24 protein-coding genes are annotated in these 26,737 nt (G+C 34.0%); 7 read left to right on the forward strand and 17 right to left on the reverse strand.

Features of this window, described 5'->3' with window-relative positions; translation table 11 throughout:
- Window positions 1–3: 3 nt before the first annotated feature.
- Genes KO493_RS10160 through KO493_RS10180 form a run of 5 tightly spaced genes read right to left on the reverse strand, consistent with a single transcriptional unit; the run spans window position 4 to window position 3,681 of the window.
- Complete coding sequence (locus KO493_RS10160; protein WP_216067852.1) at window positions 4–573, reverse strand: GNAT family N-acetyltransferase; 570 nt, start codon at window positions 571–573, stop codon at window positions 4–6.
- Between the two features lie 4 nt (window positions 574–577).
- On the reverse strand, window positions 578–1,453 hold the full coding sequence (locus tag KO493_RS10165; RefSeq protein WP_216067853.1) for a nucleoside phosphorylase: 876 nt from the start codon (window positions 1,451–1,453) through the stop codon (window positions 578–580).
- Window positions 1,443–2,384, reverse strand: a complete 942-nt coding sequence (locus KO493_RS10170) for a DUF1835 domain-containing protein (RefSeq protein WP_216067854.1) — start codon at window positions 2,382–2,384, stop codon at window positions 1,443–1,445. Before KO493_RS10170 ends, KO493_RS10165 begins: the two co-directional genes overlap by 11 nt.
- A 3-nt stretch (window positions 2,385–2,387) precedes the next feature.
- Window positions 2,388–2,717: a translation initiation factor gene (locus KO493_RS10175; protein ID WP_216067855.1), complete on the reverse strand. Its 330-nt coding sequence runs from the start codon at window positions 2,715–2,717 to the stop codon at window positions 2,388–2,390.
- 16 nt (window positions 2,718–2,733) lie between these two features.
- Entirely contained in the window at window positions 2,734–3,681 is a 948-nt protein-coding gene (locus KO493_RS10180) for an isopenicillin N synthase family dioxygenase (protein WP_216067856.1), read from the reverse strand.
- Between the two features lie 223 nt (window positions 3,682–3,904).
- On the opposite strand from KO493_RS10180, the gene KO493_RS10185 reads away from it, so the two are divergent.
- The 3 genes from KO493_RS10185 to KO493_RS10195 all read left to right on the forward strand — a co-directional run bounded on the left by KO493_RS10185 (window position 3,905) and on the right by KO493_RS10195 (window position 7,169).
- Window positions 3,905–5,881, forward strand: coding sequence for an alpha-ketoacid dehydrogenase subunit alpha/beta (locus KO493_RS10185; protein WP_216067857.1), 1,977 nt, complete (start codon window positions 3,905–3,907; stop codon window positions 5,879–5,881).
- A gap of 66 nt (window positions 5,882–5,947) precedes the next feature.
- The gene (locus tag KO493_RS10190) at window positions 5,948–6,319 is read left to right on the forward strand and encodes a 3D domain-containing protein (protein ID WP_216067858.1); all 372 of its coding nucleotides are present in this window, start codon (window positions 5,948–5,950) and stop codon (window positions 6,317–6,319) included.
- Window positions 6,320–6,503: 184 nt separating this feature from the next.
- Window positions 6,504–7,169, forward strand: coding sequence for a hypothetical protein (locus tag KO493_RS10195; protein WP_216067860.1), 666 nt, complete (start codon window positions 6,504–6,506; stop codon window positions 7,167–7,169).
- Between the two features lie 29 nt (window positions 7,170–7,198).
- Here KO493_RS10195 and mgrA read toward each other — a convergent pair whose 3' ends face one another.
- The 4 genes from mgrA to KO493_RS10215 all read right to left on the reverse strand — a co-directional run bounded on the left by mgrA (window position 7,199) and on the right by KO493_RS10215 (window position 10,572).
- Window positions 7,199–8,212, reverse strand: a complete 1,014-nt coding sequence (gene mgrA, locus KO493_RS10200; protein WP_216067962.1) for an L-glyceraldehyde 3-phosphate reductase — start codon at window positions 8,210–8,212, stop codon at window positions 7,199–7,201.
- 147 nt (window positions 8,213–8,359) lie between these two features.
- Window positions 8,360–9,607: a mechanosensitive ion channel family protein gene (locus KO493_RS10205; RefSeq protein ID WP_216067861.1), complete on the reverse strand. Its 1,248-nt coding sequence runs from the start codon at window positions 9,605–9,607 to the stop codon at window positions 8,360–8,362.
- The gene (locus KO493_RS10210; RefSeq protein WP_216067862.1) at window positions 9,604–9,900 is read right to left on the reverse strand and encodes a DUF3817 domain-containing protein; all 297 of its coding nucleotides are present in this window, start codon (window positions 9,898–9,900) and stop codon (window positions 9,604–9,606) included. Before KO493_RS10210 ends, KO493_RS10205 begins: the two co-directional genes overlap by 4 nt.
- 54 nt (window positions 9,901–9,954) lie before the next feature.
- Window positions 9,955–10,572, reverse strand: coding sequence for a YqaA family protein (locus KO493_RS10215; RefSeq protein ID WP_216067864.1), 618 nt, complete (start codon window positions 10,570–10,572; stop codon window positions 9,955–9,957).
- Window positions 10,573–10,793: 221 nt separating this feature from the next.
- Between KO493_RS10215 and KO493_RS10220 the strand changes: the two genes are divergently transcribed.
- Together KO493_RS10220 and KO493_RS15930 are read left to right on the forward strand one after the other, a co-directional pair.
- Entirely contained in the window at window positions 10,794–11,660 is an 867-nt protein-coding gene (locus KO493_RS10220; RefSeq protein ID WP_252723211.1) for a porin, read from the forward strand.
- Window positions 11,661–11,695: 35 nt separating this feature from the next.
- On the forward strand, window positions 11,696–11,965 hold the full coding sequence (locus KO493_RS15930; protein ID WP_252723212.1) for a hypothetical protein: 270 nt from the start codon (window positions 11,696–11,698) through the stop codon (window positions 11,963–11,965).
- Window positions 11,966–12,650: 685 nt separating this feature from the next.
- On the opposite strand, the gene KO493_RS10225 is transcribed toward KO493_RS15930, so the two are convergent.
- From KO493_RS10225 to KO493_RS10260, 8 genes are all read right to left on the reverse strand, one after another.
- On the reverse strand, window positions 12,651–12,980 hold the full coding sequence (locus KO493_RS10225) for a phosphotyrosine protein phosphatase (RefSeq protein ID WP_216067866.1): 330 nt from the start codon (window positions 12,978–12,980) through the stop codon (window positions 12,651–12,653).
- A gap of 547 nt (window positions 12,981–13,527) precedes the next feature.
- Window positions 13,528–14,484, reverse strand: a complete 957-nt coding sequence (locus KO493_RS10230) for a bestrophin family protein (protein ID WP_216067867.1) — start codon at window positions 14,482–14,484, stop codon at window positions 13,528–13,530.
- A 324-nt stretch (window positions 14,485–14,808) separates the two neighbouring features.
- Window positions 14,809–18,177 carry a PQQ-dependent sugar dehydrogenase gene (locus KO493_RS10235; RefSeq protein ID WP_216067868.1) on the reverse strand — a complete coding sequence of 1,123 codons (3,369 nt, stop codon included), beginning with the start codon at window positions 18,175–18,177 and terminating at the stop codon, window positions 14,809–14,811.
- Window positions 18,178–18,366: 189 nt separating this feature from the next.
- Window positions 18,367–20,124 (reverse strand): hypothetical protein, encoded by a 1,758-nt coding sequence (locus KO493_RS10240; RefSeq protein ID WP_216067869.1) that lies wholly within the window; start codon window positions 20,122–20,124, stop codon window positions 18,367–18,369.
- Between the two features lie 41 nt (window positions 20,125–20,165).
- On the reverse strand, window positions 20,166–21,842 hold the full coding sequence (locus KO493_RS10245; RefSeq protein WP_216067870.1) for a patatin-like phospholipase family protein: 1,677 nt from the start codon (window positions 21,840–21,842) through the stop codon (window positions 20,166–20,168).
- Between the two features lie 156 nt (window positions 21,843–21,998).
- Entirely contained in the window at window positions 21,999–22,568 is a 570-nt protein-coding gene (locus KO493_RS10250) for a hypothetical protein (RefSeq protein ID WP_216067871.1), read from the reverse strand.
- A gap of 12 nt (window positions 22,569–22,580) precedes the next feature.
- Window positions 22,581–22,949 (reverse strand): hypothetical protein, encoded by a 369-nt coding sequence (locus KO493_RS10255; RefSeq protein WP_216067872.1) that lies wholly within the window; start codon window positions 22,947–22,949, stop codon window positions 22,581–22,583.
- A 185-nt stretch (window positions 22,950–23,134) separates the two neighbouring features.
- Complete coding sequence (locus KO493_RS10260; RefSeq protein WP_216067873.1) at window positions 23,135–24,676, reverse strand: SLC13 family permease; 1,542 nt, start codon at window positions 24,674–24,676, stop codon at window positions 23,135–23,137.
- A 159-nt stretch (window positions 24,677–24,835) separates the two neighbouring features.
- On the opposite strand from KO493_RS10260, the gene KO493_RS10265 reads away from it, so the two are divergent.
- Window positions 24,836–25,735: an EamA family transporter gene (locus tag KO493_RS10265; RefSeq protein WP_216067874.1), complete on the forward strand. Its 900-nt coding sequence runs from the start codon at window positions 24,836–24,838 to the stop codon at window positions 25,733–25,735.
- A gap of 416 nt (window positions 25,736–26,151) precedes the next feature.
- Window positions 26,152–26,736, forward strand: coding sequence for a TetR/AcrR family transcriptional regulator (locus KO493_RS10270; RefSeq protein WP_216067875.1), 585 nt, complete (start codon window positions 26,152–26,154; stop codon window positions 26,734–26,736).
- Window position 26,737 lies beyond the last annotated feature (1 nt).

The raw sequence follows: 26,737 nt of genomic DNA on the forward strand, positions 1-26,737 counted from the left end.
TATCTATTGCCTTTTTTTCCATTCTTCATTCAGGATACTATAAACATAAGTACCTTCGCTTTTGCCGTAAGATTGCATATTATAATTTCTTAGTAAACCTTCTTTTACGGCACCTAATTTTTCTATGGCCTTTTGAGACCTTAAATTGCGAATATCTATTTTAAACTCTACTCTTCTAAAGTTTAAAGTATCAAAACAGTGGTCAAGTAGAAGTTTTTTACACATGGCGTTAATACCTGTACCTTGAAATTTTTCAGCAATCCAAGTCCATCCAATTTCAAGTCTTTTATTGGTGAAACTCATATTTCCCAACATAGTTAAACCAATAGGTTGTTGATCTTCTTTGTTTATTATAATTAAAGGGTAAATTTCTTTTTCCTTCTTAGAATTTAAGCAAAAATCGAAATAACCTTCTAAATCATGCCTATTATTAACCCGGGCACCAAATTCACCTAATGCTTTGTTATAACTTATAGTTTCAATAATATTAATATCATCTCTGGTGAGCGGACGAAGTAAAACGGTTTGATTCTCAAGAATCAATTCTGAGGCAAAAAAAATATCTAAATTCATGTTTTTAATTTGAAACCACCAGTTTATCTAAAGTATATATAATAAGCTTTTCAATGGCGGCCAAAGGATTTTTACTAAAGGTTCCGTTTGCTCTATTAGCTATAATGGCGTTTAAGGACATAGCATTGTGCCCGAGTAATTTAGCTAATCCGTAAATAGCTGAAGTTTCCATTTCGAAATTTGAAATGCAAATACCTTCATAACTAAATTGATCCATTTTATCATTTAAATCAGGGTCTTGAACAGCTAAACGTAAAACCCTCCCTTGCGGACCATAAAAACCACCGGCAGTAGCTGTTAACCCTTTGTAAGTTAATTTACTTTCTAATTTTCTCTCAAGCAACTCACTTCCTTTTATTACGATTGGTTTGGCCTTATTTAGGCTCCAATTAGTATGATGGATAAATGCTTTTTCAATTTCTGGATTAGCAATAGAGTCAATTTGATAGGCGTGAAGCATACCATTAACATCCAAACCATGTGTACTCAAAACAAAGGCGTCGACTGGAATGTTTTTTTGAAGTGAACCCGAAGTACCAATTCTAATTATGTCTAGAGATTTTAAGCCTTCTTTAGGTTGTCTTGTCTCAAAATCAATATTAACTAAGGCATCCAGTTCGTTTAATACAATGTCTATATTATCTGGACCTATACCAGTTGAAACGACAGAAATACGTTTGCCTTTGTAAATTCCAGTATGTGTTTTAAATTCACGTTTTTGAGTTTCAAATTCCACTGCATCAAAATGCTTAGATATTTTTTCTACACGATTTTGATCACCAACTAAAATTATAGTGTCTGCAATATGCTCAGGTTTTAAATTTAAATGGTAAATACTACCATCAGGATTTAAAATAAGCTCAGAATCTTTAATCGTCATAATGCACTGATTTAACAAGTTTATTTGCAGATTTACTGAAATAGAATGCCGCTTTTTTAACCCCACCATAGGTTATACCATTGTCAATGTCTTCTGCAAAATTATGTTGATCTTGAAGGGCTAGTAGGCCATTTCTATTTAATACTACGCCATCATCATTAACCGAATAGAAAATACTGAGTTCATCAATAATACGTTTCAATTGCAGATCACCATAGCCAAAATACCCCTGATAATTAAGAATGTAGCCTAACAAATGATTTTTTGACGTAATTTTATGCTTATTTAAAATTTCGAGAATGTTTCTTTCCAAATCATTTAACCCGGTTATAGCATCTGGAAACCGTTCTAAATGTGCTTTTAAACAATTGCTTAAATAATCGAAGGAAGAACTTTTTACAATCAGTGGTTTTAGTAAATTATGGTCAAGACCGCAGTAAATACGCCAAACACTTCTAGCCATATCTAAATCTTCTTCATTTAGCAAGATTTTACTATCATAGTGCTGCATTAGTTGATCTGGACTTAATTCACCTAAACCTTTTAAGTTTTTACTCCCTTTTTCTCGTCCGCTACAAACTAAATAAATAGGAAGATCAATTTTCTTTTGTTTAATTAAACTAATAACCGCGACCATATTAATATGGCAAAACAAATCGTATTCAAACCATAAAATAATTTCAGAATATAACTCAGGGTGATTTAACTTTTCTAATTCACTATGGATAAGTTCATTGTCGACTTCCACATTGTAGTAGGCCTTAAAATAAGCTTTTCTCATCTCTAAAAATCGATTAGAAAAAACCATTTCGGTGGTTGGGCCCTCACAAAGCATGGCTTGCCAACTTAGAAAATCACCTTCAATTTTTAACTCATTCAGTATGCCTGTTAGAACAGATCCATTTGTAATGTGAAGTGGTTTGTTGCTCATAAATTAACCTCCTACACGTTTTACATTAAACCCTTTTTCTTTTAGCATTTCCATGATCTTATCACGATAGTCACCTTGGATAATGATTTTATCATCTTTAAAACTACCACCAACACTAAGTTTGGTTTTTATTTCTTTAGCTAATATTTTAAAATCCTCGGTGGCACCCGTGTAGCCATCTAAAATAGTAATTGGCTTGCCTTTACGTTTTTCATACTTACATAAAATAGGATCGTCCTGCATCCAGATACCTGAAGTATCCTTAGTGTTTGCTTGGTTTTCCTCAATTTCATGATCGGGAAATAAGTTCTTTAGTTGGTCTTGTAAATCCATTTGGTTAGTTTGGTTTTTATTTTATAAGTCCGAGTTCAATTAAACGTTCAGTTAAAAATTCGCCAGCCGTTATATCATCAAATGCTTTTGGATTTGCATCATCAATACATGCCTCTAAAACATCTAACTTCATCGCACTAATTGGGTGCATAAAAAATGGAATCGAATAACGCGAAGTGCCCCAAAGTTCTTTTGGCGGATTGATTACCCGATGTATAGTAGATTTCAGTTTGTTGTTGGTGTGTCTGGAAAGCATGTCTCCAACATTTATCATGAGTTCGTCTGGTTCTGCAATCGCATCAATCCATTCCCCTTTATGATTTTGAACCTGTAGCCCACGTCCTTGAGCTCCCATTAAAAGTGTAATTAAATTAATATCACCATGAGCTGCAGCGCGTTCGGCTGCTTTAGGTTCTTCCGAAATGGGCGGGTAGTGGATAGGCCTTAAAATAGAGTTTCCATTTAGGATATATTTATCGAAATAAGTTTCATCTAAATTGAGGTGTATTGCCAAAGCACGAAGTACATACTTTGCCGTTTTTTCAAGCATTTTATAAGCTTCTTTTCCTGTTTTATTAAAATTAGGCAATTCTTCTACAAAAACATTGTCTGGGTATTCCGCTTTTAGCGCTTCGTCATTTTCGACATATTGTCCGAAATGCCAAAACTCCTTTAAATCACCTTCCTTTTTACCTTTTGCGCTTTCCTTACCAAAAGAAACATACCCTCGTTGTCCTGCAATTTCAGGGATTTCATATTTCTGTTTAGTTTCAATAGGAAGATCAAAGAAGTTTTTAATCTCTTTATAAAGGTTTTCAACAAGCTTTTCATCTAAAAAATGACCTTTTAAAGCCACAAAACCAATGTCTTCGTATGCTTTACCAATAGCGCTAACAAAGTTTTGTTTTTTATTAGCATCTTCAGAAATAAAATCTTTTAAATCGACACTAGGTATCTTGTTCATGAGGTGTTTTTTGATAAGAACTTATCTGGCGGTGCCTTTATTTCTTTTTGATTTACAGATAAAAGGCCCAGTTTAGTTCAGGTGTGTTACACAAATGTACGAAAAACATTGATTGATTTTGCAAAGCATCATTTCCTTCGGAAGCCTTATAAAGTCAGTTTTTATCCTATCTTTGGTATGCTTTAGTAATTAAATTTTTATTAAAAAAAAGCAAGAACAAGGGATGATTTACAATACCAAACATCTAGATGATAGCTGTTTAATGGCACTTTACAAAAAGATGTTATTACCACGATTAATTGAAGAAAAAATGCTTATTTTACTACGACAAGGTAAAATTAGTAAATGGTTTTCAGGCATTGGTCAGGAGGCGGTATCAGTAGGGGTTACTATGGCTTTAAATAATGATGAATACATCTTACCAATGCATCGTAATTTAGGGGTGTTTACCACTAGAAATATGCCTTTATATCGATTGTTTTCACAATGGAAAGGCAAAGCATCTGGATATACAAAGGGTCGGGATCGCTCTTTTCATTTTGGTTCACAAGCACACAAAATAGTGGGGATGATTTCACATTTAGGACCACAAATGGGTGTGGCCGATGGTATAGCACTGGCTAGTAAGCTGAAAAACAAAAAACAAATTACAGCCGTTTTTACCGGCGATGGTGGAACCAGTGAAGGTGATTTTCATGAAGCTTTAAATGTAGCCTCAGTATGGCAGTTGCCGGTTTTATTTTGTATTGAAAATAATGGATACGGCTTATCAACACCTACAAATGAGCAATTTTACTGTGAAAATTTAGCCCTTAGAGGATTAGGTTATGGCATGGAATCTCATGTTATAGACGGTAATAATATTATTGAGGTGTATTCTAAAGTTCAAGAACTTGCTGTAAGTATGCGCAATTCCCCTAGGCCAGTTTTAATCGAATTTAAAACCTTTAGAATGCGTGGCCATGAAGAATCTAGCGGAACCGATTATGTGCCAAAAGCTCTTTTTGACCTATGGAAAACGAAAGATCCTATTGATAATTTCGAGCAATTTTTGAAATCTGAACATATACTTACAGGTGCACTTATCAAGGAGATAAAAGCGAATTTTACTCAAAGCATCCAGGATAATTTGGAGTATTCTTTTAGTGAACCTGATATTACCTCAAATGAAACTAAAGAGTTAGATGACTTATTTCAAGCAGATGATATTGAGATTGTTAATAATACCACAATTTCAATAGAGATGCGTTTTGTTGATGCTATTTCTAATGCTTTAAAACAAAGTATGACACGTCATACAGATTTGGTTATCATGGGGCAGGACATCGCTGAATACGGCGGTGTATTTAAAATCACTGAAAGCTTTTTCGAACAATTTGGAAAAGAACGCATACGTAATACGCCCATCTGTGAATCGGCTATTATTGAAACGGCAATGGGTTTATCTATAGCCGGAATTAAAAGTATTGTGGAAATGCAATTTGCAGATTTTATATCGTCTGGATTTAACCCTGTAGTGAATTTATTAGCTAAGTCATATTATAGATGGGGACAAAATGCCGATGTGGTGATCAGGATGCCCTGTGGTGGCGGTGTTGGTGCTGGTCCCTTTCATTCGCAAACCAATGAAGCTTGGTTTACAAAAACCCCAGGCTTAAAAGTGGTTTATCCAGCATTTCCGTATGACGCTAAAGGTTTATTAAACACCGCTATTAACGACCCCAATCCTGTCTTGTATTTTGAACATAAAGGACTGTATAGAACTATTAGTCAGAAAGTGCCAACAGACTATTATACTTTACCTTTTGGCGAAGCTTCAATTATCAAAAAGGGAGAACAGATCACAATTATCAGCTATGGTATGGGCGTACATTGGGCTTTAGAAACTTTAGAAAAGCATCCTAACATTTCAGCCGATCTTATTGATTTACGAACACTTCAGCCTTTAGATACTGAAACGATTTATAATTCAGTTAAAAAAACAGGAAAAGCCATTATTTTACAAGAAGATTCGTTATTTGGCGGTATTTCAAGTGATATTTCTGCTCTTATCATGGAATATTGTTTTGAATATTTGGATGCGCCAGTTAAACGTGTGGGTAGTTTAGAAACTCCTATTCCTTTTGCAAAACCTTTAGAAGATCAATATTTACCAAAAACACGTTTTGAAATAGCGCTAAGCAGCTTAATTGCTTATTAATTTCTTATCTTATTAGAATAAAATCAGATTTTGAGACTACTTCTATTCATTATTTTTTTGACAGTTATGGGGTGCAAACAAGAACAGCCCGTTAAAATTCTCTATACCTGGCACCCAAAAACAGTTTCGGCTTCAGCTTATAACTCTTTGGTAGCACAAACAAGTTCTAATCCTAATATCACAGCATTTGGTGATAGCATACACCCAGGACAAAAATATATTGCCGTTTCACGCGATTTATTAAAAAAAGAATTGCCATATAATACACTAGTAAAAATTGAAGGCCTTGAAGGTATTTATATAGTAAAAGACAAAATGAATAAGCGTTATAAAAATCATATTGATGTTTATATGGGTTTAGATGTTGAAGCTGCGAAGCAATGGGGTAGAAGAGTGGTAAATATTGAATACGGTGTAGAAATTAAAGACCATAAATAATATTGATGCCATAATGAATTACTTTCGTGTGCATAAAAACATAAAGCTTAAGAACTTATGATGTTGTTTTTATACCTTATTTGTTAAACATCTACTAAATATAGAAATGAAGCTTTTGAGTTTCGTAGAAAAAAATATCTTTGTCGGCGTAGAAACCTCAATTAATACCATAACTAAAAGATTAATGAAATCTTATATCGTCTATCTTTTTATGATTTTATTTTCACTATCTGCTTATGCTCAGATTGATAGTCGAAATAAGTCTTTTAGTATTCCTGCAGTTGAAGCTCCAAAAGAAACGAATGACTCCAGTTCGGAAAATACAGAAATAAAGGCTGAACCCGATTTAAATATTCCTAAACCTATACCGAACTTACCTTTTCCAAAAAAGGAATTCTCCATGTTTTCAGATGAAGAATTTGGAGATCCTGGTGAATTGTATGTCGATAAAATCAACAAAACTCTAGATCATTTAAAGTTGAGCAAAGAAGAGATGGAGATGCGAAATGGAAGTACTGTCGATCAATTTTTGGGTGATTTTACAAGTAGTGCTTTGTTTGTAAATGTAGTCTATCGGGACCACGGCTATGTAGACGGCGATGTCATCCAAGTTCGTGTTAATGATGATGTGGTACAAGCGCGTATTTTTCTTTCCAACGGATTTCAAGGTTTTAAATTGGATTTACACCCAGGAGAGAACCGCATTGATTTCGTTGCACTAAATCAAGGAGAATCTGGACCAAATACAGCCGAATTTAGAGTTGTTGACGATACGGGCAAAGTTGTAACACACAACCAATGGAATCTCGCTACTGGCGTGAAAGCTACAGTAATCGTTTTTAAGGAATAGCACTTTTGCTAACAACCCCAATTTAGATATTAGGAAATTATTTTTTCTATAAGATTCAATTCATCATTAGAAAATTTCAAATTATCCAAAGCCTTGACGTTTTCCTTTAATTGGTTAGAAGAACTTGCACCGACTAAAACAGAAGCCACCTGAGGTTGTCTTAAAATCCAAGCAATAGCCATTTCCGAAAGTTTCTGTCCTCTGTTTTGAGCAACAGCATTAAGTTTTTGTATTTTATCAAGATTATTAGACACCGTATCTTCATCTAAATAAGTTAATTTTTTTGATGCTCTCGAACCTTCAGGAATTCCATTGATATATTTATCTGTAAGTAAACCCTGTGCTAAGGGTGAAAACGCAATGCATCCCACACCGTTATCATTTAATGTATTCAATAAACCATCTTCAACCCAGCGATCAAACATGGAATAACGGGCTTGGTGTAAAATAAAAGGTACTTTTAACTCTTTTAGAAGAGCCGCCGCTTTTTGAGTTTCTTCAGGTTGGTAATTTGAAATACCAACGTATAATGCTTTTCCTTGACGCACGATATCGGCTAATGCGCCCATGGTTTCTTCTAAAGGGGTGTCCGGATCTAGTCTGTGGTGATAGAATACATCCACATAATCTAACCCCATACGTTTTAAACTTTGGTCTAAACTGGAAATTAAATACTTTCGAGAACCCCAATTACCATAAGGTCCTGACCACATATCATAACCCGCTTTGGTAGCAATAAACAATTCATCTCTGTAAGGTTTAAAATCATTTTTAAAAATGGTTCCAAAATTTTCTTCAGCAGAGCCGTAAGGCGGTCCATAATTATTAGCAAGATCAAAGTGTGTAATCCCTAAATCGAAGGCTGTCCTAAGAATCTCTCTTCCTTTTTGAAGGTTATCTACAAACCCAAAATTATGCCATAATCCGACAGATAATGCCGGTAATAGTACGCCACTTTTCCCAGAACGCCTATAGCTCATGCCATCGTATCTTTTTGATTCTGCTTGGTAGCTCTTATTTCCTGATTTATCGTTTATTTGCATCATAGTAGTCTTTTAAAATGTTAAAATAAGCAATCGTTTCCACAGTGCACTATTATAAAACCCTTTGAAGTTAAGGCAGTAAATTGTAGTCACCTGCCTAGGGAGGAATAATGAATCACGCTCAACAAGGCAAACCTTAAAATAAAACTACTTGGAATTAAAACTTGAATTACTAGGCAGTTCAAAGATTTCTAATCCAAAATAGGGTAGTGCAGCAATCAAATGGTCAAAGATATCAGACATAATATACTCGTAATTTGCCCAACGTTTGTCGCTACTAAACGCATAGATTTCTAAAGGAATTCCCTGGGTAGTTGGCGCTAATTGTCTGGCCATAATCATCATGTCCTTATTAACAGCCGAATGATTATTCAGATACGAATCGATATATTTTCTAAAAACACCTAGGTTGGTTAAATTTCTCCCGTTAAGCAACAAGCTTTTATCAACTTCATTGGAGCTGTTGTAAGTATCAATATCAGCCTGTCTATGCTCTAAATAACTGGTTATAAGTTGAATTTTTTTAAGCTCTTCAACGTCTTCATTTGATAGATATTTAACACCATCTTGCTTAATCAGTAAAGCTCTTTTAATACGACGTCCGTCGGAAGTTGTCATGCCACGCCAATTCTTGAATGAATCTGAAATTAATGCATAAGGCGGAATAGTCGTTATGGTTTTATCAAAGTTTTGAACTTTTACTGTAGCCAGATTGATTTCAATCACATCACCATCGGCGCCATATTTTTCAAAAGTAATCCAATCACCAATACGCACCATATCATTAATTGCCACCTGAATACTAGCTACAAAACCAAGAATCGTATCCTTAAAAACCAGAAGTATCACAGCAGAAATAGCTCCCATTCCTGTAATAAAATTGATAAATGGGATACCTGTCATTATTGCAATAGCAGAAAATACACCAACGGTCCATGCGAAAATCATAAAGACTTGAATATAACTATCGATGGGCTTGTCCTTTAATCGTGGTAAGGTTTTTAGATAATCTTTTAGTGTATTTAGCAAGCTTCTCACCACCCAAAGGATTAATATAATAGCAAAAACTTGCAACCCTTTTTCGATCATAATTTCAAAATCGGGGAAGTCTACAAAAATATCTGGGATAAACTCTAAGGCAATAATAAAAGGAATGATATGAGCAATATTCCTTGGTACTTTATTTGTAATCAATAAATCATCAAAATTCGTTTTAGTACGAGTAGACAACTGAGTAAATGCTTGAAGAATTATTTTTTTAATGATAAAATCAATCAGAAAAATAATAATAAGTAATCCTAAAAGTAAAACAAAAGCGTTAATGTATTTAGCAAGGTTTTCATCTAAACCCAAAGAAATTAGGTAATCGAAAAAACGACGTTTTAAATTATTCATTTAGCGCTTAATTTTTTCAGGTATACTTTGTCAATATAAAAAGTTCCGAAAGGAATAACTGAAGCTATTAAAACCGTGAAGAATTGTTTGGTGTTCCAAGCAAATTCTTTTTTAAACATAAAAGCCATAGCAACATAGGCCACAAACAATAAACCATGAGGCATACCTAACATTTTTACATATTGCGGATCGTTTGCCAAATACTTAATTGGTGTGGCAATGAATAATAATAAAATATACGAAACACCTTCTAAAAGGGCTATGAGTCTAAAAATATTGATTGATGAAAACATAATTTTCTGTTTTATTAAATTAATTTACCCCCTAAAAACCAATAACTTAAAAAATTAAAGGGCATGAAAAATAACCAATCCGTAAATTACAAATCGTAACAAGCGCAAAGATCCATAGAGAATCACTGCCTTAAAAGGAAATTTTATAATCCCTGCTGCAATACAAGAAATTGAAAAGGGTAGTGGTAATAAAGCACCCACAACGATTAAAAAACCACCCCATTTTTTGGAGTTTTTAAGTTGCTTTTCCATTTTCACTTCTAAATAATGATGTACCGATGGAATCTTGGTAATGGTTCTGCCCATCCAATAAGCTAGAAGTCCTCCTGCATAAGACAATACGGCTAATAAACTCAAATAAAACCACGGACTATGCATTTTACCAGACCAAGCAATAAAAATTTCAGGTGGTATAAGACCTAAAAGTGTTTCTGATACAAAAAAGAAACTTAACACTCCCCAAGCTGGCAATATTTCGGTGAGTTCGGTAAGCGCGGCATTGATGTCAAAAAAATGATTTATAACATAAATCAAAATCACAATACCTATAATATAAGGCAAAGCTTTTTTAACTGCCTGCCATACAAAACTATAAAACCCTGTATAGCTATAATACTGATGTAATAGCTTAATACGTGATTTCTCACTTTTAGATTTTGAGCTGTTTTTCATTCTTTATTTTGAAAGTGCAAATATACAGTTAACTCTAATATTTACATAAATTAAACTACAGATTTATGAGCGATTTATGTTAAATTGTTATTGTGTTTTTTAAAAGATTCGCAACGAAAATTGTAACAATATCTATAAATTTATGCAAACAAAAAATTAAAATGCAAACTCGATTTTTAAAATTACCGAGCCACTTGACTATAAAAGCATTGTTAACTTTTATGTTAATCTGGGCTAATGCCATGAGCCAAGATATCAAGCAAGATTCGATACCCAGTAAAAAAATTGCAATTGAATACACAAGTAAAGGGTTGCAATTTAAAACTTCTGATAATAAGCATCTTCTTCAAATTGAATCTCGATTACAATTTAGATTTGCAACACCGGGCGATCAAAACCCGCTAACGTATGACGATTTTTATGCTACGAAAAAAACGGTTTTTAAAATAAACCGTGCACGACTAAAGGTAGGTGGTCACGCTTTTAATCCAGATTTAAAGTATTATTTTGAATATGAATTATCGCAGTCTAATTTACTGGATTTCAGAGTTATGTTTGAAAAATGGAAAGGGTTTAAAATAAAAGTAGGCCAGTGGAAAACCTATTATAATCGTGAACGTATAATTTCCTCTGGGAAACAGCAAATGGTAGATCGTTCAATCATTACAAGACCCTTTACCATCGACAGACAACAAGGGGTTTCGTTTTTCGGACGCCTATTTGAAGCTTCGCCTGCAGACTTAACTTATCATCTGTCTTTGCTAACAGGAACAGGACGAGGTTCTACGGAAAATGATGATAACAAACTCATGTATGTGGGGCGTTTACAATGGAATATACTTGGACGCGAAGTATCTATGTCTGGATCAGATCTAGATTTTGTAGAAAAACCAGAAGCTTTGTTAGCAATCGCCACCGCATCAAATACAAGTCCTTATACGCGATTTTCGCAATCTGGTGGCGGGCAATTAGAAGGTTTTGACCAAGGAATCGCTGGACAATACAAAGTAGACCAGTTTATGATTGAAACAGCTTTTAAATATAAAGGGTTCTCATGGCAAAGTGAATTACACCGCAAAGCATATTAGATCATGTAAATGATACCGAAACCCATTTAAGGGGTATGTATTTACAAGCAGGTTACTTTTTTTCAAATATTTTGGATTTCGTACCAAAACCGCTAGAAATCGCAGGACGTTTTGCAAACTATAATCCGAATACCAAAATTGCCAAAGATCTAGAACAAGAATTCGGATTGGCTTTTAATTGGTTTTTTAATGGTCATAGAAACAAATTAACAACTGAATTCACATATTTTCAAATAGAAGCAAATTCACTTGTGGAACCTGCAGATGGTTTACGTTTTAGAGTACAGTGGGATATTTCATTGTAATAGACAAATTATTCTAGTTAGAGTAGATACTGAGAATTTCTATTTTACATAATATAAATTATAGTGCATTTTACAACAATTAGGGTAATAGCGCTTTTGGGCGATATTTGACATAATTACAGATATAACGTCCCAGACTTATATTGATAGTAATTATGTACAAGCAAATTGTGGCTTCGTAGTTGTATTTATTAGTGTGTAGCTATAATTCTCTATTATGTAAAATATCCCAGAAAGTTTTTAGAATTAAAAGAAAACTCAAACTTGGGTCATTAAACTTTATCGTTTTGCTTTTCGTATAATTTTAAAATTCTGTACAATCCTTAATCATTTTTTAAATATGCGATTCTCAAGAAGCATCATAATTCTATTTCTGTACTATAATTTGCCGTTATGTAAAATTGCCGCTGCCAATCACTCGATTGCTTTTTAAAAATTTAAATGTTTCAATAACATTTATTTTTAAACACAATTTACCGCCGCTTGCCAACGCCAAAAAAAAAGCTAGTTTTTAGATGTTATTGAAAATTGCGTATTCGAGGAAATCTTCGTTGTAATTTTTTTCAGAAGATTCTCGTTAACTTGCCACAAGAGTATAAAATTTAAGAAAAATAAATTTCTATACACTTGTTATATTTTGAGTTCCTATTAATGTTTTATTTTCGTTCCTATTAGAAATTCTATTTTACATAATAATTTTGATCTTTAGAATTTCAATCAATTCTTTAGAACCATATTTATAGATGTCATTAATATTAAGTACAGTTATTTTATTAAAATACTTGTTACCAAAAACCTCTTTAATTACTTTTAAATGCTTGTTTTCCATTACAAAGACTTTATCAGCTATATTTAATTGTTCTTCACTTATATAGTTTGTTCCAAGCTTATTACAAGTGTTTTTATTCGTCCCAGCAGAATCAAAATATAAATCGGGAAAATGTTTGCTAAAATAATCTTCGGCAGTCTTTGAACGGTCTTTGTTTGCTGAACAAACAAATAATATATTTCTCATTACTAAAGCTTTGTATTATTTAAAGCATACTTGCTCAATTCTGGAATTGCATTTGTAAACACACTAATTTCCCAATTTGATAAATGCGCTAACATTACGTCATTGCTTTTAAATATAGCATTTGGAGTTAAAAATACGGTTGATGGAATTAAATATAAAACTTTCGCTTCGCTCTCAATTAAAAGAACTAAACCAATTAATAGATTTTCTTTTAATTCGCCTAAATCGTATTTTGGTATTTTAATACTTTTTTCTGTAACAGCATCAATACATTTAAAGAATAATTGATAAGCATTACCATTTTTAGTATTAATAATAAAGTCTACTCCTTCTCTCCCACTTTCATTTGGCTGGGCTTCTGTAAAGGCACTTTTCTTGTTAAAAACAATAGTTGGCCGTTCCGTAAGGAGTTGACCTGATTATTTGGAATTACAAAAAAAGAGGTGTTTTAATAGCTTACACTTTAAAAACACCTCTTGGTTAATTATGTTTCAGGCTTGCTCTGCCTTAGTTAGGACAATGACATCGACTTCATGGTAATTTGTTTTTACATTAAAACACCTTTTTTAGCTTCAATAGCTGGAGGCAAATCTGTTTCCTCTAACATTTCTCTTAAATCTATTTCTATGGTTCTGCACAAGGACAACATAGGGATATCTGTCGCGAGGCCTTGAAATGGATTTGCAGAGTAGTCGGCAACAAGCTCCATACACACATAAACCCAGCCTACTAAAGCCGTTACAGGTATAGATAACCATTTAACCCATCCACCTTCAGTTTGAAACATTTCAGGTATTAAAGAAAAAGGCAATAAAACTATAAATATCCCAACAAAATATCTACTCAAATTTGCGTATTGACGTGGCAATGGGAATTTTTTAATGCGTTCATTTTTTCCTTGCAACGTATAAAGACTGCGTAGTACTTTTTGCATTTCAACATGTCTTAGATCATTTATTAAACCTTTCTCTCTCAATTCATGTAAATGCCTAGATTGTTCGTTAATTATTTGTGTTGCTGTATTTTTACATTTAACCAAACGGTCATGTTCTTCTTCCGATAAAAACAATTTCAATTCTGTTTCGGTTAAATCATTAATTAAACCAACCCCGTAGTTTTTTTGCAAATATTTTGTTCTTCTTCCTGTGTGCCCCCCTTGACTGGCATGTTCCCAAGTGGTGGTTACCAATAATTGACTACGATGGGTATACACCCAAGCTAAATGCCTATAAACCAAGCTTCTTTTTATAGTTTTTAATTCTTCTTCAGAAACTTTTTCATTGGTAAAATAATTAGAAACAAAGCCATCAACCATCATTCCCCAAGTACGACTTTCATTGATTATACCTCCCCAAATTTTTCTCGCTTCCCATAAGCGTTCATACGACTGATTGTTTTTAAAACCAACGTAAAAAGCAACTGCAGTACCAATAACTGAAACGGGTACCCAATGCACCTTAAAATTAACAATTTCAAAATGACAAGTAAGCGCTATCGCAGTCATAAACACCATTTACCAAGCCAAATGGATTCCAGACCATTTTAACATGGAAATTAGTCGTATACCTTTAGTGACAATCATATAAATAAGTAGGTTTAATAATATAAAAATAGTCTCCTTTTTTGAGGAAAAAACTTTAAAACATAGAAATGTAAATTAACTTTTTTCAAAAATAAATATTGAAAAGCTGCTAATTTAGACGAAATCTCCAAAAAGAAAAACTTATTCAATTTCAATTTATAAATGGTGTTAAAAAAGGGCATCTCTTTTGAGATAGACACCCTTTATAAAATTTGTAATAAAGCAGAATATGGTGTTTATTCGCTTTTAAATTTTAAGAAATTTAGCTGTATGTGCTTCACTATTTATTGAAACATTTATAAGATACATACCACTTGGCAAATTGTTAACTGAAACACTAAATTGGCCTGAAATACAATTAATTTTATTTGTTTTAACCATTTGACCTAAAGTATTCATGATGACCACTGTCCCATACCCTTCAAATTTGTTGTTCAGTTTAATATTTAAAAGATCTTTAACCGGGTTTGGAAATACTTTGATTTCTGAAACTTCAGCAATAGCATCGGTAGTAAGCGTGCGCTCTCCTTTAATACGCCAAATTTTACCATTTTGCTTTGAAAGGGCATACAATTCACCTTGCGCATCCATACCAAAACGAAGGTCGGCGCGTGAATAATTTGCTAAATTCAAAAAACTGGTTTGATTTAAGTTTTCATCATAAATAATGAACTCATTTATTTTTGCAAAAGACTGACCTGAAATCATGTCGCTTTCTTCGGTATAAAAAATACGGCCTTTAACAACATCTCCAAAAATATATTTACCTTGAAGATCTGGATAGGTATTCCCACGGTAAACGAAACCGCCTAGCAATGCATAGCCTTCATCATGATCGTACTGGGCAACAGGATAGGTATAACCAAAGTTGTCATTTACAGGGAGTGGATACACATTATTAGGGTCTGTTGTTTTAAATAAAAAAGACCCTTCGCGCGCATTCCAACCATAATTTGCACCAGGTTCACCAAGATAAACAGCATCTACATTTTTTTCACCTATATTACCTATAAACATTTTATTTGTGCCTTCGGAATCCCAACTAAAACGATGAGGGTTACGAAAACCATAAGCCCATATTTCTCCTAAAGCCCCAGCAGTATTCACAAAAGGATTTCCTGAAGGAATGCCGTACGCGCCGTTAGGAGCATTGTTACCTAGTGGGTCTATGCGTAATATTTTACCATGAGGCACACTAATATCTTGAGGCGCACCAGAAAACACGGGGTTCTCTTCCCCATCACCTAGGGCTAGATAAAGTAATCCATAATCGGCACTCCCGCTAATGGCGTTAGGGTTGAATCCTATTTGCTGAAAGCCGTGCAGGTACGTATCAAATCCTATTCTTAAAACTTCACGTTTTGTTCCTGAAAATACGTTGGAAGCAGGGTTTGTAGCTGTCCATTCTGTAATTATACCATGCATATCATCGGTTCCTGCAGAAATATAATCTGGGGTATACGTGTTTAAAGCTTCAAACCTTTCGGTGTGCACCGTATAAAATTTACCATTAGTAGCAAATTCAGGATGAAAAGCGAAAAAGCCAAAACCAGACCCCAAACGTGGTTCTTCAGCGAAATAAGGAAATGCAGCACTCACATCTAAATAGGTGGAAACAATTCCGTTTATAATAACATGTAATTTATCATTAAGGTCGTTAACAAATAGTCGGTCGCTACCATCATTAGCATGTCCTAAAAAATTTATTCTTGTGTTAGGAGCCCCACTATTACTTGCCGGTATCGTTACAAACTCTTCTAATATAAGGCCTAAACCATCAGTTGTGATGCGTTCTGCAATAGGATCATCAAGGGGCTGATTTGGGTCAGGAATTGGTTCTTCATGAACACATGTCTTTGTATGCGGATGACTTAAATTAATTTCATTATGATGCAAATAAATATCGTCGATACTAAAAGTTCCCGAAATGCCACTGCGGTCGCTTTGCTTCATAAGAAATGTGGTTAATGGATTGGTAGCGGTACCATTGCGGTAATTTATATTCGAACCAACCAATCTTGGTGTCGTTTCATCGGTCCCTTGAATATAAATTTTATAGCTATCTGAAGTGTTATCTGAAACCATCCAGACACAATACCATAAATCATTATCGAGGTCTTGTAAACTTGTCCATGATGCGCTATTTCGGGCTCTTAGCTCATCCTGAGTGATGTTAATCTGACTTTCAAAATCGGTGTATTCTGAAGGTGAAACGGCGTCAGAAAGTCCTACATTTTCATTAAGATTACCATCACGTTTTATTCGGAAAAATAACGTACCTACTTCACAATCTCTTACGTTAGGAATTTCATGATAAACTGTGCCATCTCCAGCTGAAAAAATCATGATTTTATTTGTATTATGATCAGGGTCTGTTTCAACCGTTGCGTTACTGGTATCTGATATCCACTGATTCTGACCGTTAATTTCTCCGATATTAAGCGCTTCAAAAGTTTCAATGGCCACAAATTTCGAAAGATCCGATACTGTTACAGGCATGGCTATATTTTCTTTGTTATTATCCAAGTAAAAATGATCGACATAAACGACTCCTGTTCCAACTTGATCTGGATCATTTAACAAATAAATTGATTTTAATGATTCTATGCTGCCATTACGAAACGCAAAATTTGTTTGTCCGCCTGTGATGGAAGCAGGTGTTGGAAAGCTATAAGCACCGCCTTGAACAAAAACTTGAAAACGATCATTTTGATTATCAACTACTACCCAAACGTTGTACACAATATCGTTTTCTGGTTTAATATTCGTAAAATAACTGTTGTTAGCGCCATGACGAACCCCAAACTGACCGTTATTTAAGATAATTTGTACTTCAAAATCTGAAGAAAGATCTAAATTCCCTGTACCCCCATCGGTTAAACGAGGATTGTTTAAATCACTAAGTCCGAATGACGAATTTGTATTCAAAACATCTTCAGCCGAAACCTGAAAAAACAGTGTTCCCATATCACCTTCCGCAATAGCGTTAATATTCAAAGGTTTATAGGCATTTCCACGAAACACAACACCATTTGGGTCTAACATCAAGGCTTTCCCTGTGAAACCTTCAGTAGGCTCAGAATCTACAATTGCCCCATCTAAAGCACCTGCAGGATTAGCCTTCCAACCATCTTGATCTCTAATACTCCCATTCAGTTTGCTATCAAAATCTTCGATTAGACAAAAATCGTTACACACAGGGTTTGATGAAGTATCTTGATACACCTCAACTTCAGCTAAAGATAATACGTTGGTTTCTGCCAATTGTATACGTACATAACGTCCAGATAATGCTGTGGGAATATTTAATTCATCCAACACCGTATCAGCAACATATATATAATCTACCGAACAATCTGATAAGATATTAGCAAAATTCATACCCGACAAATCCTGATCTGAAACGAAAACATAGAAGTTTGATAGACTTACCGAACCCTTAAATATTTTAATTAAGTTAATGTTAGTATTACTCTGTAAATCAACCTGCCACCAAGCATTTAATTCATTATTTGTTTGAGAAATTGTAGCGGTATTATTGTCAACTACTAAATTAGAAGTTCCAGTTGAATTAGTGCTACTCTGTTGAGTTGATTTGCCTTGTGCTTGGTTCATGGATTGCGCCGTTACAAATAAGGTAGCACAATAAAAAACGCATACAAATGCCAGTATGTTTTTGAACATGGTTAATGAAATAGTTTGGTTGGTTATTAGTTTAAAGCCATCAAATTATATAAAATATATTAGAATGCAAAAAATTGGTTAACCAAAATATTTTTTTATGAACCACTAACAATTAACCAGTTAAATATCTTGTATAATACCTTCTTCTAAATACGCTTTAGTAAAATAATTGCTCAAGAATTCCTGGACATTATCTGAGAAGATTTTATCACAAATTTCTTCTGAAGTTTGACCACACATTAAATCTTGTAATTCTTTTTCCGTGAAAACGGAATAAGAATCTTCTTGAATAGAAAGAATTTTAAAGTTTCTCCAAACCGGGTCAAAATTAAGATCTATCCCTTTTATAACCCTGTTTTTAAAATCACTTAAGTGACTCGATTTATTGAAATGATCAAAAGGATCGACAATACCATCATTATCAGAACCTAAACATATGGTTTTCCAGGCATCAATTTCGAGAATAGGATTAGCTTCATTACATGTATTATAGGCTCTAATGTGGTTTAAATTCACTTTAACAATATGAAAAATATTGGTTAAAAACATTTGAGTATGAAGTCTTTTAAGCGATTCTGGGTTAGAAAGACGTCTTTTATAGGATTTCATTAAAGCTTTAAACTTCCCTCCCGGCATTCTACCATCATGCATACAAACACCAATAATTCCATTAGAATCAAAGACTTCGGTAATATCTTGATCGGTAATATTAATATCCCAACGACTTATATATGAGTTCTTATCCAATTGATTGGTGTCTGGTTGTTTTGCAGCTCTTGCCCGTGTTGGAATACCATTTATAGCGGTATGACTAACTACAATGGGTACCTGATCACCCTCGGCTCTTAATGATTTTACGATGTCGAAATAATCATTTCTAGCCTCTAAAGACATGTGTTTGGTATCAATTAAAATACGTTGCCCATTGGTTCTTGACAACAAATGTTTCTTAATTAAAACCTTGCCAAAACTGCTAATTCCAAAATCCAATCCGCTTTTTTGGTTAAAAACGTTTGAGAAACCCGGGATGGCTTTGTTTTTTGCTTCTCCGAAACTTTTAGCATGCCCCGTAAGTAAATTATTGAAATGATGTGCGAATGTTATAAAAAATGGCGTGTACTTAAACTCCGCTTTATTTTTAAGTCTAGAAACATTAAGGATAAAATTAGTTTTTAGTTCGGTTTGATTTGATTCTGATAGGCCATCAATCAGTTTATCACCAAATAAATCATCAGACCGATATTTTCCTAAAGCATGCATGCCTTCTATGGTTACAATGCCAGCAATTATATTTTGATTGGCCAATGCGACATATTCCTCATAATTAGAGACTAATTTAAAGGAAGGCTGGTTTGCACCCTCAATATTTGGGGATTGGGTGTTATGGCTGTCGTTAAGGTATTGATATTCGCAGGCCAAATCGGTATCAAAATAATCAATACAACGTGATTCATGAGCACTTTCTAAATAATTGGTCACCTTAGCTTCAGAAAACCCTGTAAGCACTTGAAATATCTTAGAATCTAAGTGTTTTTTCAACCCAATGCCAAAAACTTTTCCAAGAATAATTCGCTGGGTGAATGAAGCCGATTGAAACGGCCTGTCTGGCTTAATAAACTGCCTTTCAATCGGGTAAATAGATAAAAACAAGAGCCTATTTTCTCCTTCGTGACAGCTGTCTAAATTCGATTGTGTGTACGTAGCTAAATCTTTAACAAATAGATTAACAAGTATGCGTCTTACAGATACACCCAAAACCCCTTTAAACATCAATTTAGTACAAGGGTTTCTTTTGTAACTCCATATATCGTTAATTTCGTGATTATTGGCAGGTTTAAATGAAGGATGGCAGTGTAGGTCGGCTATTGGTTTAGTCATTGGTTTGGTTTAAAAAATAAAATATAAATTTATAGGTAGAATTAGGGTTTTATCTGATCTACCAACCATAGTGGTGACTTATTAAAAGCTACCCAATCGGTTTCTAAGGATTTGTAAAGTGTTTCTATTTCTGGCAACTTTGTAAATAGATCGTCGTCATTATTTTTAAGATCTAAAATATAATCCATGAGCTCATAACACAAGGTGAATTGTCCGCAGGCTATTAAAGTTTCCATACGGTTTTTAGCCAGATCTACTTTATCCCACCATAAAGTTGTAGGGGTTTCGGAAGCTGTTAAACAAACGTTTTTCAATATTTTACTTGGTGTTGGTTGAATTTCACCATTAAAAGTTGTTCCGCTATTATAAGGTGTTTTTTGACCATTTAATTTATAAATTGTCGCTGTAATACGCTTGTTTTTTAAGGCATCCTTAGAATAAAATAAGTCATAATTTAAACGGCGCATTTGTTTTAAAAATACATCGTTTATCATGCTCATCGCCGAAGTTAAACGCTCTGACAACATGCGCTGAACCAAACTGATATCTAATTTCTGAAAGGTCAAAACATCATCCAACAACGGTTCTGGCACCGTCTTTTTAAATATTAATTTTAATCTTGATAAAGTTGAAGCTTTTATAACCGATGCCACCAAGCCAAATACTGTTAGAAGCACTCCCATGCCCGCAATAACACCACCTAGTATATAAAGACTACTATAAGCTTCTTGCCCAAAAACAAGCATGTTATTTAAGACAAGAATGAGTATACCAATCAGTAAAATGATCCAATAAATTGGTTTAAGGGTAAAATATTCTAAAATTTTATTGATCGCCTGTTTAAGGGTCGATTTCTTTTCAATTTCAGTGTCGCTAGGTTTCCAAGGGGGCATTTTAAAACTCCCCACGTCATTCACGATAATTAAATCTAAATCATTTTTCATTCGATCATTTATTAGCATCATGCTGCCAATACCTTGATTATCGGCAATACCACCATCCATAATGCCTACACCATCAATAAAATGATCTAAAGCCTTTAAGTTTTTATAATCAACATCGTTATGATTTTTAAAATAATCGTCAGGGAAAACTAAAGGTTCAAACCCCACAGGAAAGCAAGATGATGAGGCTATAACGTCTCCCAATTCAACTTTATAACGCAAGGCATTCACTTCCTTTTGGTTGTTTTTATACAACGGATTATTACCAAAGTATCCGTGATTTTGAAAGCGATAAGTGAGTCCGAATGAAAAATCGGTAGCATTAAAACAAACTTGATCCAGTTGTTTGATCTCATCTTTTCTAAAATTTTCAAATGAACCTTGAAACAAAGGCATTTCAGAATAGGTTAAAGCAAAAGCATTAATGAGTGATCTTTTTTTGTACGGATTGTTTTTCCAAACTTGGTCATTTTCTAATTTTGAAATAGCGCTCTCTAAGAGTTTGTCGTTTTCAGGGGTAAACGTAGTATAGAAGTTTTTAAAAAACACGTTAAAATCATAATCTGGTTCCTGAACAGCTTTCGCATAAGCAACACCCGCTAAGGTGCCGCCACTTACTGTACTAATCGCTTTGACGTTTTTCAACAAAGTCCGATTTTTATATGAAACTTGCTCTAAGTAAGATAAAATACCTAGGGCATAAAACGTTGCACGATAACCGCCTCCACTAAAACAGAGTCCTATTTTTTCGAAAGGTTTAAATTTTTCAGACATGATTTATTCATTTTTAATTCCTAATTCCAAGACATGATTGTGCATGATTACAGAAAACACTAAAATTTAGAGTTTATAAATATAGCTGTTTTGTAGGTTTTTTCAATTAAAACACAAGAGAACACTTATATATCTTTTCCACTTAGTTCACCATTATCAATTTACAACCAAGAAACAAATAGCTGCTCCAACAACAGCTCCTACTCCAAATTTTTTGATGTTTTTCCAAAATTGCTTTTTTCGATAGGTTTTTAATTCTTCGGTAGCTATTTCTAATGTCGCATTTGCTTGAATCAAGGATTTTTGTGTCAAATCAATTGTCGTTTCTAGACTTTTCAAGCTCAATTCAAAATCCTTTATTGTGCTTTCATAAAGTTTTTGCTGCCTTCCACATGTATTCAATAAAGCTTCATAAAAACCTTGATTATCAGTAATACTTTGATCATAATTGGCGATAATCTGGGAAAGTTCCGCCTTGTTTTGATCCTTCAATAACTGTCGTAATTCTTGAAAATATAGATAGCTTTGCCTATTAAAAACATAAAGTTCTGTATTCGAATCGTTTCTTAAATATTGAGAACTTTCAATAACAATAGGCTTTTGTAGTTGGTCTGTGTATACGGCATGCACAACAATAGTGTCTAGAGCTTTTTCATTAGCATGCTGTCCATACAGTTGAATATGAGCTGATATAATAAATACATTAATTAAAAATAACTTCTTCATAGTATTTGGGGGTTAATCGAATATGCTATCCTTAGCTTTCAAAATAATGAGACGTTCATTTTTCACTTTTAGTAAAGAATCAATGATTTTACGTCTTTTAAGTGTCGCCACCTTTGAGCGCTCATACTCCAAATCAATGATGTCTATTTCGTTTTGAAATTTCTCGTTTTTCAAGCGGTATTGCTCTATAATTTGATTTAAATTTTCAACTTCTTTCTTTGCTTTATGATTTGAAGTGATAGCTGAATCCAAGCTTCTTTTGGTAAGTTTCAATTGCGTTTCTATATTTTTTAAAGCATTATCTTCAAAAAGAGTTTTAAGCAAATTACTGGCTGAAATTATTAAAATCACCACAAGAATGACTTTATAAAATTGTGACATAGTAGAAGCGCATAACTTATTAGTATTAATGATAATATTCTTAAAAAAAAACGAATGTATTAAAAATTAACAAGAATCAAACTACAGTAGTATCCTTGTAATTATTAAAATAAAGTCGAGTTTATATGTATATCGGCCACAACAGAATAACGAGATTAGTCTAAAACTAGTAAGTAATTTACTTATTAATGTTTTATCGCTTCCGCGGAATTATGAGCCCATTCAGGGAAAACACTCGGGTCGATATCGAAGATGATGGTACCCCAAACAAGCGTCATGATTACAATGATGATGGTTGCAAAAATATCGATGATTAAACCGGTTTTAATCATATGAACCATTTTGAGTTTTCCTGTTCCAAAAACAATCGCGTTTGGAGGTGTAGCAATGGGTAGCATGAAAGCCATGGAAGCAGCTAGAGTCACCGGTATCATAATTAACAACGGATTTACGTGAATTTCTGATGCTAAACCAGAAACGATAGGCAGTAACATTTCGGTGGTTGCAGTATTGGAGGTGAATTCGGTAAGTGTAGACATTAAAGCTGTTAAAGATCCTACTAACATCATAGGCGACAAGTCTTTGGTTCCACTTAAAAGTCCGCCAACATAAGTCGATAAACCTGAATCTATAAACCCTTTGGCTAGCGCAAATCCGCCACCAAAGAGGAAAACAATATGCCAAGGGAGTTTCATCATGATTTTCCAATCCACCAAAGCTTCTCGTTTTTTTGTAGATGGTACAATAAATAATAGCATCGCAATAAAAATAGCAACAGTACCATCGTTTAAAAATTTCGGATTTTTAAAAAAAGTACTCCAACCAGGTATATTAATAAAGCCTAAGTTTAAATTAGATCGAAAAACCCATAATAACGCCAATGATACGAATAAGATAAACACTCTTTTTTGTTCGGCGCTTACCCTACCAAGCGCTAGGTATTTATCTTTAAAAAACGATTTATCAAGTGCTTCTATTTGCCCTTTAGGACGATAAGTAAAATAAAGTAAACCCAATGAAAACAAAAAAATCATGACCGTTATGGGAAATGCAAAGGTAATCCATTGTCCGAATGAAATTTCAGGAGCATTAGGATAGATAATTTCAAATATTCTTAAAAATGATAGGTTTGGAGGCGTTCCAACTAAAGTTGCAATACCTCCAATAGAACAAGCATGTGCAATAGACAATAGTAAACCCGCAGCAAACGAACTAATTTTTCCTTCACCATAAACTTCTTCTAAAGCCGTAGTGACTGAAAAGGCAATGGGAAGCATCATCATCGCCGTTGCGGTATTAGACATCCACATGGATAAGAAAGAAGAAGCAAGCATAAAACCCAGCATGATTCTAAAGGGACTCCCTCCTACTAGCGACAGTATTTTTAAGGCGATTCGTTTATGGAGGTTCCATTTTTCCATCGCCAAGGCCATTACAAAACCGCCAATAAATAAAAAGATAACATAATTGATATAAGCATCAGAAATCGATTTACCGTCTAAAACACCTAGCGTAGGAAACAAAACAATAGGAAGAAACGATGTAATCCCAATGGGCAAGGCTTCGGTTACCCACCAAAAAGCCATTAAAAAAGCAATGGCAGCGGTATAAGTGACTTCAGGTTTCCCCGGTTGAAGATCAACAAAGAAAATGATACTAAAAAACACGAGTAAACCTGCGATTATTAATTTCATATTAATTTCGGCACTCGACTCTAAAGTTGACATAAAACTGGTGGATTTGGTTAGGTTTTTTTTAGAAATTAAAACATAATACTGTTTTTATCTCGTTTTAAAAATACATCAAAATTTGGTTTTTAAAATCAACATTTAAATTAAAAACGAAATTTATTCCTCAAAAAACAGCTTTAACATATCTTCGCGGCCATGTGGATGTATTTAGGGCTTTTAGCCGCGTTATTTTTAGGCTTACATAACTTATGTAAAAAGCATGCTGTTCGAGGGAACGAAGTTTTCCCCGTACTTTTAGGCACGATAGGTTCTGGTTTTTTATTACTTATTCCTTTGTATTTAACCTCCGTTTATGCCCCAGAATACGCTCAAAAAAATGGTTTATTCATAGAAACCATATCCTGGAAGTTACATGGCTTTATTTTCATAAAATCGGCTATTATGGCAGCATCATGGATTTTAGCTTACCAAGCCTTAAAGCACTTACCTATTACTATTGTAACCCCCATTCGTTCGGCAGGGCCATTTTTTACCTTTATTGGGGCGATACTTATTTATCATGAAAATCCGAATTTCTTGCAATGGATTGGTTTTTTTCTTATAATTTCTTCAGTCCTACTCTATTCAAAAATTGGAAAAAAAGAAGGCATCGTTTTTAAAAAGAATAAATGGATATTGGCCATAATCGCAGCCACATTTTTAGGAGCTTCAAGCGGATTATATGATAAATTTTTAATTCAATATTTAAACTTAACGCCATTCACCTTAATTTTTTGGTTTAGTTTTTATGTAGTTCTAATCTTGCTGGTTATTTTAAGTATTACCTGGTTCCCTTATGCTGAAAAACGAAAGGCGTTCATTTGGCGTTGGTCTATTCCTGCTGTTGGCGTATTATTATTGTCTGCCGATTATTTTTATTACAAAGCATTACAGGACCCAGAGGCCTTAATCATGTTGCTTTCGGCTATAAAAAGGAGTCAGATTTTAATTTCTGTACTTGTTGGCGGACTCATCTTCAAAGAACAAAATAAACGTAAAAAACTAGTGCCACTTGTGGGGATTATGCTTGGTGTCTTTTTGATTTTGTATTCGTAGGTATTGGTTGTGCTATTCTTGTTTGTAGGTTTTTAACAGATCTCGACTCCGCTCGATCACCGTTTTATTGGTGTCTAATAAGTTCTTAGCGCAGCTGATGTGCAATAATCTAGCAAGAGTAAGTGTCCAGAAACTAATAACTAACAACCAAAAACTAAAAAAAATATTTCTCGCAAAGCCGTGAAGTCGCAAAGTATATCACGCAATAATCTGTGAAAATCAGTGAAATCTGTGTCTAAAAAATTCTCTGTGTCCCTCTGTGAAATCTCAGCGTAGCTCTGCGTTATAATCTTCATAACAGTAAGCACCAAAAACTAACAACTAGAAACCAACAACTAACAACCAAAACTAAACTTTTGTTAAAAAATGAATGAACGTTCATTTTTCTGATACCTTTGTAATCAAATTTGAAAAACATGGCACAACTTCAACAAAGTACAGACAAGCGAAATGCCTTAATTAAAGCCACTATTAAGTTGGTTAACAACAGCGGTTTCCATGCCACACCCATGAGTAAAATAGCTAAAATGGCTAATGTTTCGCCGGGAACGATTTACCTATACTTTGAAAACAAGCAAGATTTGGTAAATCAAACCTACATTGAAGTAAAAGCTGAATACACCAAATATGCATTCGCTAATTATAATGAAGACGCATGTGTTGAAAAAAGTTTTGAAGTGATTTGGAAGCGTATAGCAGATTTTAAACTGAAAGAAATTGAATATGCCTTTTTCCTTGCCCAATGTGACAATACCCCAATTATAGATGAAACATGTAGACAAGAAGGTATCAAACACCTACAGCCTCTACTCGATCTATGGGCACGCGGTAAACAAGAGGGCATCATTAAACCCATTCACGATTATTTATTATATGCCTATTCGATTAATCCATTATCATTTTTAATGATTGCTCAAAAAAGAGGATCTTTTCTCTTAGATAGTGTACAAATTGAAGAAGCGTATCAGGCCGCTTGGGATAGTATAAAACTTAACAAATAAT

Source organism: Pseudotamlana agarivorans, from assembly GCF_018860245.1.
Taxonomy (GTDB): Bacteria; Bacteroidota; Bacteroidia; order Flavobacteriales; family Flavobacteriaceae; genus Pseudotamlana; species Pseudotamlana agarivorans_A.